This window comes from Paenibacillus xylanexedens (assembly GCF_001908275.1).
In the GTDB taxonomy this organism is placed as follows: domain Bacteria; phylum Bacillota; class Bacilli; order Paenibacillales; family Paenibacillaceae; genus Paenibacillus; species Paenibacillus xylanexedens_A.
Genome location: NZ_CP018620.1, coordinates 71,982 through 85,522, shown reverse-complemented (window position 1 = coordinate 85,522; position 13,541 = coordinate 71,982). Strand labels below are relative to the sequence as shown.

The following is a 13,541-nucleotide window of genomic DNA, read 5'->3' as shown; positions in this document are numbered from 1 at the left end:
GATTAATGTTTTTGTCTTTTGTAAAAGACGTATATACATAGAAGTAAGGAACGGGCAGGTTATCCTGTCGATCCGCACGATTCTCACATAGGAGGTCTCATCATGAATGAACAAGAGCGAGCCGGCGAACGGCTGCTTCCCGAAGTGGCTACGGGAGAACGGAAGCTAGAGCACGTGCGCCTCTGTCTTGAGGAGAATGTGGCAGGAGAAGGGGTAACCAGTGGTATGGAGCGGTATGCGTTTCGCCATCACCCACTGCCGGAGCTGGATTTTGAAGAGGTGCATCTGGAGACTTCGTTTATTGGCAAAAAAGTACGCACACCTTTGCTCATCAGTTCGATGACGGGTGGAAGCAAAACAACGGGCGCCATCAATGAGCGCCTCGCACGAGTAGCAAACGCCAGAGGCTGGGCGCTCGGCGTAGGTTCGATCCGGGCTGCCGTGGAACAGCCGGAACTGGCGAGTACCTTCGATGTCCGCCGTTGGGCACCGGACATCCCGGTCATTGCCAACCTGGGCGCGGTGCAGTTGAACTATGGTTTCACAACAGCTGATTTCCAGCGTGCCGTAGATATTGCGGGAGCGGACATGCTCGTGCTTCATCTGAACACGTTGCAGGAGGTTTTTCAGCCGGAAGGTAACACCAACTTTAGCGGATTATTTCAGCGGATTGAGAACTTGTGTCGTGAGTTAGACGTACCTGTTGGCGTAAAAGAAGTAGGTTTTGGCATCGATGGCGTGACGGCTCAACGCTTATATGAAGCGGGTGTCGCGTTCATAGATGTAGCCGGAGCAGGGGGCACAAGCTGGGTGCAGGTAGAGAAGTACCGCAACAATAACCCGGTACGCCGGGCAGCAGCTGAAGCTTTTGCCGACTGGGGCATTCCCACAGCAGAGTGTATTCAGGAAGTACGAGCGCTGAATCCTACTGGTGCCCTGATTGGCAGCGGTGGACTGTACACTGGCGTGGATGCGGCCAAAGCCCTCGCGCTCGGTGCGGATCTCGCTGGTTTTGGTCGATCTCTGCTCGAATCCGCAGTAGCTTCCGATGATGCGCTGAATGAGCGGTTGGAACAGGTCGAATTCGAGTTGCGTACCGTCATGTTCGGCATTGGTGCAGGGCGGATTGATGATTTGAAGCAGACGTCACGTCTGGTGGAGCGGCGTTAGGCCGGGGTTGAAATGAAGATGATATAAACTTCATTAGGAGTTATTTAACTATCTATTTTGAGTCTACTCATATTGCTTGCTATATAATCTGGAACAAAAATAGTGTAGAGGATACTTCATTAAGAAGTATCCTCTACACTATTTATAATATTAAAATTGTCGGGCACTGATATTCATATCCATTTTATGACCTGTTGAACTATAGATATAAACTTTGACGTTTGTTGTGCCTATGACACCTATTCTTGTTGTTTTTTGAGTCCCTTTCTTGATTGGAATATCAATTGGGGAAAGATTGCCCACAGTAAGTTTGGCATAAATAGTATCCGTACTATTGTTTTGAATCCAAACATCGGCATCTTCTCCATTGTCAGGAACCAATGTGAATGATTTTTCGTACGCATTGTAACTGCTGTAATTGAATGGTCTGATAAGCTGTACATCCATTGGATTGATAATCGAATCCTCAGTGTTCTCCATAGTGATCGGAGAAGTAGTAAGAGCATCTTGCACTCTATCCTCTAAATCAACAGCACTAGCTGGATGTACAGAAAGTAATATGGACAAAGCTACGCCTGCACCTAAAATTATGTTGAATAACAATGTAATTTCCTCCTTATTCAGTGTTATGTAATAATGTTTCAATTACTTACATAATCGTGTTGTCGAATTATTACATACATTCCTCTTTCACGGTGATATTCTCATTGGTTACAGTAACGTAGGAATTGCCGGACAAGTATTCCGTATAACCGCAAACCGTTTTGTTATAGGTTTTTCCGCGACTGTCCGTGAACACCAAGGAGACGACCCCCTCCCCGGAAAGTTTCAGCTGCGGGGCGAATTTCACGTTTGCTCCGCTGGGAATATCCTTATCAAATACGTAGGTGGAGCCACTCTCATTGTTGTTTAACGAGTTGTCGCCTTGGACTAGGCTAGCCTGAATATGGGTGAGGTCATAGTCGGACTGATTGTGGATCGTGATCCTTAAGTGGCGAAAGGGATCCATTGCATTCAGAAAGCTCATAAAAGCGACGATGGCGATTCCGAGTATGATAACAGACAAGATAATAATTTTCTTTTTGGAGAATCGGCGACGTGTGTTCAATATGATCCACTCCTTTCCTATGAGGTATAAACGATGAGAAGAGATCAAAAGTTTTGATTAAAATGGATAAATATGAAAATTGAAGTTCGAATCGTCAGAATAACTTCATGCGCTTAATAGGAGAAAAGGATACAATAAGATACTAGTAGTGCAAAAAGGGCTGCACAGAGATCATACATAATCAAGATCACTCGAAATAAGGAGGGGAAAAAGTTGAAACTTTCTCCAATGAATCAGGAAGATTATGCGAGTTTTCGCATTCGATCGATTAAGGATTTTGCACAGGAAAAAGTAGAAGTGGGCACCTGGGCTGAGGAAGAGGCACAGCAACTGGCGGAGGAATCTTATGAACGTTATCTGCCAGAAGGCTTGAACACACCCGGAGCGTATCTCTACAATCTGGTGCATCCTGTGGACGGCAATGTAGGGTATATCTGGTTTAATATCACGGATAATCGTCGCGGGAAAGATGCTTTTTTGCTGGATATTGTGGTTGAAGAAGCGCACCGTGGTAAGGGATACGGAACAGAGACGATGCAGGCGCTTGAACAGACGGCCTTGAGTCTTGGCGTGGATCGCATTGGTTTGCATGTGTTTGGACATAATGTGCGGGCGAGCAGCCTATATCGGAAGATGGGATATGAGGTAACGGATCTGACGATGTATAAGGAAATCAAAGGGTAAACCTAATAGCGGATAATCTAGGCCAAACTTAAGATCTGCGCAAAACGAATTATCCGCATTAACTGGGGATTTCGGGAAGCGGAAGGGACTCTGGTCGAATTGGCGAAGTTCCTTGATGCCTTGAGGTTTGTCATATATAATGTATAGGATTATCCATACCGAACAAGTAATCAATGAGGAGTTGTCATATACATGGCTTTGAAAGCTGGAATCGTGGGTCTGCCTAACGTTGGTAAATCTACATTGTTTAATGCAATTACACAAGCAGGTGCCGAATCGGCAAACTATCCGTTCTGTACAATTGACCCTAACGTGGGGATCGTTGAAGTACCCGATGAGCGTTTGGACAAACTGACAGAACTCGTTGTACCTAAGAAAACAGTACCAACGGCGTTTGAGTTTGTAGATATCGCTGGTCTTGTTCGCGGTGCGAGCAAAGGCGAAGGTCTCGGTAACAAGTTCCTTGCCCACATTCGTGAGGTAGATGCGATTGTACACGTGGTACGTTGCTTTATAGATGAGAACATTACACACGTCGATGGCAAAATTGACCCGGTAAGCGACATCCAGACAATCAATCTGGAGCTGATCCTGGCCGATATCGAGAGTGTTGAGAAGAAAATCGATCGCTCCAAGAAAAACATGAAGGGCGGCAACAAGACTGCCTCTCAAGAAGTAGAAGTATTGGAGAGAGTGAAGGCTGTTCTGTACGATGACAAGCCGGCACGCAGCATGGAACTTACGGATGATGAGCTTCTGATCGTGCGCGATCTGCACTTGCTTACCCTGAAGCCTGTTCTGTACGCAGCCAATGTAGCTGAGGACGAAATCGGCGACGTGGCGAACAATGCATACGTGCAAAAAGTAAGAGAATTCGCAGCTGCTGAGAACGCAGAAGTGGTGCCAATCAGTGCGAAGGTTGAAGAAGAAATCTCCGAGCTGGAAGGCGAAGATAAACAAATGTTCCTGGAAGAACTCGGTATCGAGGATTCCGGTCTGAACCTGTTGATCAAAGCGGCTTACAAATTGCTCGGTCTGTACACATACTTCACAGCAGGTGTACAGGAAGTTCGTGCGTGGACAATCCGCAAAGGTACCAAAGCGCCTGGCGCAGCGGGTGTCATTCACACTGACTTCGAACGTGGATTCATCCGTGCAGAAGTGGTTTCCTACGACGATCTGGTTGCAGCGGGTTCCATGAACGGTGCCAAAGAGCGTGGACAACTTCGTCTTGAGGGTAAAGAGTACGTTGTAAATGACGGCGACGTTATGCACTTCCGTTTCAACGTATAAGTTGTTACACCTTTATATGTAGATTCAATAACATGACCCTGCGACCTTCTCGTGAAGTTCGTGGGGTCTTTGACTTAGAGTTTTGCAGATGAGGAACAAGAAAAACCACCGGGATTAGGTTGGTTGCCTTGCAATCCGGTGGTTTTTCATTCGTTTGATTGAAATTCGCCGTGGTCGCCCACCGGCCTTTGTTAGAGAAGTCACGATGTTAGCGCATCGTGGCTTTTGTTTATTTTACATTTCGGAACAACATCGAACAACAATTTCATTTTGTATTTCGCAGCACCAAAAATTAGTTCATCCGCATGCGGAACAGTTACTATTCAGAACCATAAGAATATGCTATAATTAAGAGTCGTATACCACGTTAAAATTCGCGCTGTAACAGATGAGTTTAAGCGAGTTTCATACAGGGTACGCGATTTCTTGATTTCACTTTAAAAGTAAAGGATTTGATGACGTTGTAGCGATGTTATACGTCGATCATATAGGAATGTGAATACATGCTGCGGTCAGGGGATTCGGTGAGAATCCTGTGCGTTGTGGAATATAGATTATAGATGTTATGGATAATGAAACCGAAATAATTATTAAAAACGATATTTGCATGGACAAAATAATGTGTGAGGTGACTATACATGTTGGATAAATTACAGGCGTTAGCCGACCGTTATGACAAGTTGAGCGAGCTTTTGTGTGACCCGGATGTGGCAAGTGACAACAAAAAGTTGCGGGAATACTCCAAAGAACAATCCGATCTGCAACCAACTTATGAAGCGTACAATGAATACAAACAGGTAAGTCAGGATCTCGAAGCTGCAAAGGAAATGCAGGGGGAGAAACTGGATGATGAGATGCGCGAAATGGTCAAAATGGAAATTGACGAACTGAGCACTCGCCAGAAGGAATTGGACGAATTGATTCGTGTACTCATGCTGCCAAAAGATCCGAATGACGACAAAAACGTTATTGTTGAGATTCGCGGAGCAGCTGGTGGAGATGAGGCAGCGTTGTTTGCAGCAGATCTGTATCGGATGTACACACGTTATGCAGATGCACAAGGCTGGCGTGTAGAGCTGATGGACGTTAACACAAATGATCTCGGTGGATTCAAAGAGGTTGTTTTCCTGATCAACGGACGTGGGGCATACAGCAAAATGAAATACGAAAGTGGCGCACACCGTGTGCAGCGTATTCCAACAACTGAATCCGGCGGACGTATTCATACATCAACTTCAACGGTTGCGGTTATGCCTGAAGCCGAAGATTTTGATATTGAAATTCATGACAAAGACATCCGTGTGGATACGTTCTGTTCCAGTGGTGCCGGTGGACAATCGGTTAATACCACGAAATCCGCAGTACGGGTAACACACGTTCCAACGGGAATCGTGGCGACATGTCAGGATGGAAAATCACAGAACTCCAACAAGGAAAAAGCGTTGCAGGTTCTGCGTACACGTATTTTCGATATGAAACGTATGGAAGAGGAAGCGAAGATCTCTGTTGAGCGGAAAAGTAAAGTGGGAACGGGCGACCGTAGTGAGCGCATTCGTACGTACAACTTCCCGCAAAGCCGTGTGACGGATCACCGTATCGGTCTGACGATGCACAAACTGGATCAGATCATGAACGGGGAGATTGAAGATATCTTGTCTGCACTGACAATTGCTCAGCAGACCGAGTTGATGGATAGAGGAGAATAATCTGTGACCCGCGCGCAGTTTGTCATGACGCCGGAACAGAGCTGTCGGGAAGCCTTCGTGGAGGCTTCCTCTTTTTTGGAGAAGTGCGGCGTGTACGAGCCGCAAAACAATGCCCGGCTGCTGTTGAAACATGTACTCGGCGTTTATGGCGCCGCGTATTACATGATGCAGCCGGAGCCTTTTCCCAGCGAGCATCGCAGCCGCTGGGAGGACGCCGTCACGCGCAAGGCTGCGGGTGAGCCGGCGCAATACATTATCGGCAGCCAGGAATTCTATGGGCTGCCGTTCGAGGTCACGCCGGCCGTGCTGATTCCACGGCCGGAGACCGAGCTGTTGGTCGAGGCTGTGCTGCGCGAAGCCGACCGCGTGTTTCCCGACGGCGCTCCGCTCGCCGTCGATATCGGCACGGGCAGTGGCGCCATCGCGGTGACGATGGCTTCACTGCGCCCGCGCTGGCAGGTCGGCGCCGGGGATCTCTCGGCGGCTGCCCTGCAAGTGGCCGCGCGGAACGCGGCCGCGAACGGCGTACAGATCGACTTCCGTGAAGGCGATCTTCTGGCCCCGTTCGCCGGGGCACGGGTGGACATCCTGGTGTCCAACCCGCCCTACATCCCGGCGGCAGATATCGCCGGGTTACAGCAAGAGGTGCGCGATCATGAGCCGCGCATGGCATTGGACGGCGGTCCGGACGGGCTTGCACCGTACCGTATCATGCTGGAGCAGTTGGCGCTGTTGCCTGCGCCGCCGCAGATCATTGGTTTTGAGCTGGGCCAAGGGCAGGCTCGCGACATCGCAGCTCTGCTTGAATCGGCGGGACATTGGCCGGAAATTATCATTGTACCGGACCTTGCCGGAATCGAGCGGCATGTCCTGGGTGTTCGTACTTCGGAACAGGTGACGAAAATGTAAGGTTCCGCGGGTTTTCTTTTTGCCGTGAAATCCTCTACAATGAGATATACCGAAGATTTCTGAATGCTTGGGGGAACATAATTACATGCTGCACAAATTTAAAAAGATAGACTATTCTATTGTCTTTATACTCGTTATTCTGATGGGTATCAGTATTTTGTCGATTTACAGTACAACGTTTGGTCGTCCAAGATGGGAATCCTACCCTCAAAAGGCAGGGATTTTCTATATTATAGGTTTCATCGTATTCTTCGGAATGTCCATGATTAACTATAAAGTGATCATCAAAAACTATTTATATATCTACGGTGTGGGCTTACTGCTACTCGTTATCGTTAACTTTTTCGGTGTTACGTATTATGGAGCCCAAGGCTGGTTATCCATATTTGGCCTGAGTTTGCAACCTGCGGAATTATTTAAGCTGTGTTTAATCGTTTTCCTGTCTGCTCTGCTTGCGAGAAAGAAAAACAGACCCTTATTCTTCGGGCGTGATGTCATTCCGATCGCACTGTGCGTTTTGCCTCCTTTGTTGTTGGTTCTGCTTCAAAATGACTTGGGGAATGCTTTGAGTTATGTAGTCATTCTTGTCGGTCTGTTGTGGATTGGCAATGTGAAATTCAGCCATGCACTGATTGGTTTCGTGATTGCTGTTGCTGCTTTTATTGGTGGAACACAGGCCTATATTCATTATCATGATGAAGTTGCCAATTTCCTCAAAGATATTGGACGTGCTCACTGGGCTGAGCGGTTTGACCCTTGGCTCGTGCCAGAACAGACATCCAGAGATGTATTGTGGCAGACCTATAATGCCAAGTTAGCCATCGGTTCCGGAGGAATCAGTGGTAAGGGGTATCTCGAAGGTACGACAATCCAGTCCAATCGAGTACCGCTCGCATATGCGGATTCCATCTTTGTGCAGATTGGTGAAGAATTCGGTTTTGTTGGAGCATCGGTATTGTTACTGCTCTACTTTATTCTGATTCACAGGCTGGTGTTGATCGCACTGGAGTGCAAAGATCGGGCTGGGCCGTACCTGATTGTAGGTATTATTTCGATGCTGCTCTATCAGATTTTTGTTAATATTGGTCCGTTTATCGGTCTGATGCCATTAACAGGGATCACACTTCCATTTATCAGTTTCGGCGGTACCTCTCTTGTGCTCAACATGCTTAGTATGGGTGTTGTCATGAGTATTAAAGTTCATACGGAAGAAAATGAAGATATCCTGGGTTCGTCAGAACAACTCAGTATCACTGAGATGGTCATGAAGTTGTTCAGACGGAAGCCGTCGCAGCAAGAGCAATAACTCTCGTGAACAGAACGTAAGATATATGTGTATAAGCGTAAATAACGATATAACTATTAAACCCTGGAACAGACCAACCCAAGTTACATTGGGGTGGACGTTTTGGGGTTTTTAATGTTTTTACGGTGTAATTCAGGCAATTGAATAGTTCACTTTTTAACCTGAAGCCATCTAGATTTCCATTTTATTATCCAATTATATACAATGGTAATATTGAGTTCAATTGGAAATGATAGAATGCTAGATTTCAGGGGGATGGACGGCGTCATGTTGAGAATGCTGAAGAAGATGGACGGTGTGATTCTTTTTGTAATGCTGTTGCTCATGATTATTAGTGTATTTGCGATTTATAGCGGAACGCAGACAGATGCCAAATTGGCGAATCATCATGTCAAAACGATTTATTTTTATGTGGCCGGGTTCATTGCGGTGCTTGTGATCGGGCTTGTGAATTACAAGTTATACGTGAAATATGCGTTTTATTTGTATGGCTTGGGAATTATATTGCTGATCCTGGCTAATGTCCTGGGCAGTTCGATCAATAATGCTAACGGCTGGCTGAAGCTGGGCGAAAACTTTTCTTTTCAACCGGCAGAACTGTTCAAGATGATTCTGATTCTATTTCTCGCCCATTTGATCGTGAAGAGACAACGAGGCACACTGAAATTTTGGAGAGATATTGTGCCGATTGGCTGCTGGGCGTTTATTCCGTTTGCCCTTGTTATGGCTCAGAATGATTTGGGAAATGCGCTGGGGTATGTGGTGATTCTGGCTGCGGTATTCTGGATCGGAAATATGAGGCTGAAGCACGCATTGATTGCACTGGCGATTGTGGGAGTGGCGTTCTTTGGCTTTGTTAAAGCCTATACCTTCTACCATGATGAAGTATTTACTTTTCTTGAAAAGATAAAACGTGAGCATTGGGCAGAGCGTATTGATCCCTGGCTTGTACCGGAAAAGGCTACCTCAAAGGCTTCTTGGCATACGAAAAATGCAGGTTTAGCCATTGGTTCAGGGGGCATCATCGGCAAAGGTTATCTGCAAGGAACATCCGTTCAGAGTGGACGAGTCCCCTATACGTATTCTGATTCCATTTTTGTTGTGATCGCAGAGGAGTTTGGGTTTGTCGGTGCATCCGTACTGATTCTGTTGTACTTTATCCTGATCCACCGCATGGTGCTGATTGCTCTGGCATGCAGAGATCGCGCGGGACCCGTCATCATTGTAGGTATTATCGGAATGTTGTTGTATCAGGTGTTTGAGAACGTGGGGGCGTTCCTCGGACTGATGCCACTCACAGGTATTACGTTACCGTTCATCAGTTACGGCGGTACCTCTTTGCTTATTAATATGGCTTGTATTGGGGTGGTCATGAGCATTAAGTTGTACGGGCAAGAAGAGGAGGATGAACTTCTGATGGGGGAGCAGCAACCCCGGTTATCGGAACGTTTATGGAATATGCTCAAGAAAGAAAAAAGTGCTGTGTAACTGTTGAGTCGGTGTAGGTGAAAAGTAAAGCGGTGGGACGTATAACGTGATCGTTCGTAGGAATAAAGAGGTTGATTTGCCCTGTAACCAGGTGCGGATCAGCCTTTTTAACATGATGGGTGAGAAAGTGTGAATGAGAGATGAAAGAAGCAATGCATAGGTGTCTTCGAGCCAACTGTAGGCTGAGGCGCACCTGAAAGAGTTGGGAATAGAGTGTCGGCATGGTGTGGAGCTTCAGGTGCCAGCTGTTAGGAGTTAAGAGTTAGGTGGTGTTAGGAGCTAACGAACCACACACGTCTTATTCGGGGATTTGAAGTGTCTGGAGAAAACTAAGGAATCTGAGACACGTTATATCAGCATAAACAGCCTTTTGTAGCGTGTTGATCAGATAACTTTGGGGAATAACGTGCCTCATGTTCCTTACAATTTCAAAAGAAGACCTGAAGGGCAAATAAGACGTCCTCGGTTCCTTAGAGCATCGACTGGTCATTCGCGAGAGTTATTCGCCTAGGGTCGCCAGTACACTCTTCAAGGCTTCTTGGACGCTGTATTTTGTCATCGTATAACTTGCCTGGTTTTGAACAAACATTCTAGTAGTACGTGTTCAAAAAGTTGGGTTTTCAGTACCGAGAAGATGGGATGAGGCTTTTTGAACAACCTCTAGTAGATTTTTTACAAATGCTAGGTTTACTTCCGTCTCTACCGGGCATACTGATAGACATGAGAGAGTTGCAGGTAGCGTGATCAGAGAGCCGAGGGGGAGAACGGAATGAGCAGACGAATTGTAAAGCAAATTGGACTTATTATTGTATGTCTTATGATGATTATCATGATGTGGGAAGGTCAGAAAACGGATGCAGCTGTGGCGGCCACAGCAATTCCAGAACAATCGATTCGCTTGCGTATTCTAGCAAACTCGGATGCACCGGGAGATCAATTGGTGAAACGCGAGATTCGGGATGCTGTCGTTGCTCAGATGGGCGAGTGGGTAGCCGAACTGGAGAATCCGCAAAGTCTGGATGAAGCGCGCAAGGTTATTCGTGACCATTTGTCCGAGATTGAGAATAGAGTAGGAGAAGAGTTGGCCAGTCGCGGTTTAAATTATGAGTATCAGGTGGAGCTGGGTTCCGTTCCGTTCCCGACCAAGCTGTATGGGGGTACCGTCTATCCTGCCGGAGATTATGAAGCGGTTCGGATCACGCTGGGGGAAGGCAAAGGTCAGAACTGGTGGTGTGTGTTGTTCCCGCCGTTGTGCTTCATTGATGCAGGGACCGGGGATGCACTGGCGAAACCTTCAACCGTATCAGCCGCAGCGGCTGAACCAGGAGATGTAGAGGCATCTGTGCAGGGAGACACACCGGAAGCGAGATTCTTTCTGTGGGATATGGCTGTGAAACTATGGAGTTGGGTGACTGGTTTGTTCGCATAACAACGTATTTATAATACAGTAGAGGGCGACTTCGATTCAGGGAGCTGCCCTTTTAATATGAATTAGTGGTGAAATTCCGAGCGAAGTATGAAGGGCATCCGAGTTGGGACAGGTATGTTATAATTACTTATAGTGCGTGTTCAAAAAGTCTGGTTTTCAGTACCAAGAAGATGGAATGAAGCTAGAAATGGAGTAGCGGAGCGTAGGTAAACTATGTGAGCAACCAAAATGGTTCCTTCGGAAACATACTTCGTAAGCCTCCCGCTTATTTCGGCTGAATTTCATATTCGACGTTGATGATGCTGCTAGGCATCTATCGTAATCAAAAGCGTACTTTTTGAACAACCTCTTATATTGAATATGGATATGAACTAACCTACTTGAAGTTTAGGAATGATGATATATGAGCAGAGAAAACGAACCAGTGCAACACACCTCTGAGATGAGGGATGGTAGAGAAGAACGTGATATGAAAGCTCCGGGAGAGCTGGTCACCGAGATGTGGGATGTACGTGTCTTGGTGAGCGCTGAGAACGATCACGGATTGGGTAATATTGAATTATTGGATGTGAAAAAGGGGAGCGCCGATCAACAGGCGCTCGCCGACTTGCAGGCTGCCGCAGCCTGCATTCGTCAAGGTCAGACGGTGGCCTTTCCGACCGAGACGGTCTATGGCTTGGGTGCAGATGCACGTAGCACAGCAGCCGTGGAGGCTGTATTTGTCGCCAAAGGCCGACCTTCCGACAATCCACTGATTGTGCATATCGCGCACCGTGACCAGTTGGATGCGCTGGTCACGGAAGTGAATGAAACGGCGGAAGCGCTGATGGCGGCCTTCTGGCCGGGACCACTGACGCTGGTGCTGCCGGTTAGGCCGGGGGCGGTGTCCCCACGTGTCACCGCCGGTCTGGACACGGTGGCCGTGCGCATGCCGGACCATCCGGTGGCCTTGCAGTTGATCGCGGCGGCGGCATGCCCTGTGGCTGCGCCAAGCGCCAACCGCTCCGGGCGGCCAAGCCCGACACTCGCAGCCCATGTGCGCGAGGATCTGGATGGCCGCATCGGCGGCATTGTGGACGGCGGCCCCACCGGGGTGGGCGTCGAGTCCACGGTTGTGCAGGTCGGTGACGACGGTACCGTCACCATCCTGCGCCCTGGCGGCATTACGGCGGAACAACTGTCCGCCGTTGCCGCCCGTGTCGCCACGGACCCCGCGCTACTCGCGGAGGGGGCCGATGGCGTGGGCAGCCCGGCGCCGCGCTCGCCGGGCATGAAGTACACGCACTACGCACCCGCAGGGGCGCTGTGCGTGGTGGAGGGGCCGCCCGCAGCGGTGGCGGTCTGGATCAGCGCCGCCCTCGCAGAGGCGGCGCAGCGCGGAGAGCGCACCGCTGTGCTGGCGTTCGCCGAGCACGCGGAGCAGTACCGCGCTGATGCCGTGTTCTCGCTGGGTGACGCCAGCGAGCTGGAAGAAGCAGCGCGTCGGCTATATGCCGCGCTGCGCAGCTGCGATGAGCAAGGCGCCACATATATTGTGGCTGAAGCCTGCTCACGCGAAGGGCTGGGAGCAGCCGTCATGAATCGGCTGCTCAAGGCTGCGGGGAACCAACTCATACAAGTTGGCAACCAGCAACCCTCATAACCTCTCCTGATCATACAGTCAGGAGAGCTACGTACTGTTTTTCAAAACAATCAATAAACCACCATATCCACTTTCACGCCAATCTAGCTTTATGCACCATGGATATCGAGTAGATCCGTCGCCGTTTGCCTTTCATCGGTCATGTTTAGGTTCTTGTCCGCATATCGTGTACAAGAACCTTTACGTGACTTGGGGGTATGGGGATGTGGGATGTGTCTGCCCATGTAGGGCAGTTGGTAACCATTTTGATCATGGCTGTTGCGCTTGGCCTCGATGCGTTTTCACTCGGGATCGGAATTGGCATGAAGGGCATTCGGCTGCGGGATGTATTGCGAATCAGTACAGTAACGGCGTTATTTCATATCATCATGCCGCTCATCGGCATGTATATGGGCAAATACGTCAGCTCCCTGCTCGGTGACATTACGACGTATGCGGCAGGTGGATTGCTTGTTTTGCTGGGTGGTCATATGATTCTGAATGCATTCCGCGAAGGAGATACCAAGCTGGTGGACCACCGTTCCTTGCTCGGCGTTGTTTTGTTCTCCCTCAGCGTAAGTGTGGATTCATTCTCCGTTGGCGTTTCCTTAGGGATGTTTAGCAGTGATCTGATCTTAACTGTACTTGCTTTCGGTGTTTGTGGCGGGGTGATGTCGGTTATGGGTCTGCTATTAGGCCGTCGGGTGAGCCAGAATCTCGGGGATTACGGCGAAGCCATTGGTGGCGCAATCTTGCTTGCGTTTGGACTTTTGTTTATATTTTAGAATAAAACTTGAGATATCATATCATTCGCATCATATGTAAAA

At 48.4% G+C, this 13,541-nt stretch carries 12 protein-coding genes; 10 read left to right on the top strand and 2 right to left on the bottom strand.

What is annotated here, in order from left to right:
• Positions 1–102: 102 nt before the first annotated feature.
• Positions 103–1,170 (top strand): type 2 isopentenyl-diphosphate Delta-isomerase, encoded by a 1,068-nt coding sequence (fni, locus tag BS614_RS00325; RefSeq protein ID WP_074092535.1) that lies wholly within the window; start codon positions 103–105, stop codon positions 1,168–1,170.
• A 150-nt stretch (positions 1,171–1,320) separates the two neighbouring features.
• Here fni and BS614_RS00320 read toward each other — a convergent pair whose 3' ends face one another.
• Positions 1,321–1,773: a hypothetical protein gene (locus BS614_RS00320; RefSeq protein ID WP_074092534.1), complete on the bottom strand. Its 453-nt coding sequence runs from the start codon at positions 1,771–1,773 to the stop codon at positions 1,321–1,323.
• Between the two features lie 70 nt (positions 1,774–1,843).
• Positions 1,844–2,278 carry a hypothetical protein gene (locus tag BS614_RS00315; protein WP_074092533.1) on the bottom strand — a complete coding sequence of 145 codons (435 nt, stop codon included), beginning with the start codon at positions 2,276–2,278 and terminating at the stop codon, positions 1,844–1,846.
• A gap of 213 nt (positions 2,279–2,491) precedes the next feature.
• On the opposite strand from BS614_RS00315, the gene BS614_RS00310 reads away from it, so the two are divergent.
• The 9 genes from BS614_RS00310 to BS614_RS00270 all read left to right on the top strand — a co-directional run bounded on the left by BS614_RS00310 (position 2,492) and on the right by BS614_RS00270 (position 13,499).
• Positions 2,492–2,962 (top strand): GNAT family N-acetyltransferase, encoded by a 471-nt coding sequence (locus BS614_RS00310; RefSeq protein WP_244898237.1) that lies wholly within the window; start codon positions 2,492–2,494, stop codon positions 2,960–2,962.
• Between the two features lie 192 nt (positions 2,963–3,154).
• Positions 3,155–4,255 carry a redox-regulated ATPase YchF gene (gene ychF / locus BS614_RS00305; protein ID WP_074092532.1) on the top strand — a complete coding sequence of 367 codons (1,101 nt, stop codon included), beginning with the start codon at positions 3,155–3,157 and terminating at the stop codon, positions 4,253–4,255.
• Positions 4,256–4,893: 638 nt separating this feature from the next.
• Complete coding sequence (prfA, locus tag BS614_RS00300) at positions 4,894–5,961, top strand: peptide chain release factor 1 (protein WP_017691918.1); 1,068 nt, start codon at positions 4,894–4,896, stop codon at positions 5,959–5,961.
• Between the two features lie 24 nt (positions 5,962–5,985).
• Positions 5,986–6,870: a peptide chain release factor N(5)-glutamine methyltransferase gene (prmC, locus tag BS614_RS00295; RefSeq protein ID WP_084174845.1), complete on the top strand. Its 885-nt coding sequence runs from the start codon at positions 5,986–5,988 to the stop codon at positions 6,868–6,870.
• 85 nt (positions 6,871–6,955) lie between these two features.
• Positions 6,956–8,176, top strand: a complete 1,221-nt coding sequence (locus tag BS614_RS00290) for an FtsW/RodA/SpoVE family cell cycle protein (protein ID WP_074092530.1) — start codon at positions 6,956–6,958, stop codon at positions 8,174–8,176.
• Positions 8,177–8,443: 267 nt separating this feature from the next.
• Positions 8,444–9,664: an FtsW/RodA/SpoVE family cell cycle protein gene (locus BS614_RS00285; RefSeq protein WP_074092529.1), complete on the top strand. Its 1,221-nt coding sequence runs from the start codon at positions 8,444–8,446 to the stop codon at positions 9,662–9,664.
• 769 nt (positions 9,665–10,433) lie between these two features.
• Positions 10,434–11,093, top strand: a complete 660-nt coding sequence (spoIIR, locus tag BS614_RS00280) for a stage II sporulation protein R (protein WP_074092528.1) — start codon at positions 10,434–10,436, stop codon at positions 11,091–11,093.
• 469 nt (positions 11,094–11,562) lie between these two features.
• Complete coding sequence (locus BS614_RS00275; protein WP_244898236.1) at positions 11,563–12,735, top strand: L-threonylcarbamoyladenylate synthase; 1,173 nt, start codon at positions 11,563–11,565, stop codon at positions 12,733–12,735.
• A 203-nt stretch (positions 12,736–12,938) separates the two neighbouring features.
• On the top strand, positions 12,939–13,499 hold the full coding sequence (locus BS614_RS00270) for a manganese efflux pump MntP (protein WP_074092526.1): 561 nt from the start codon (positions 12,939–12,941) through the stop codon (positions 13,497–13,499).
• The last annotated feature ends 42 nt before the right edge of the window (positions 13,500–13,541 follow it).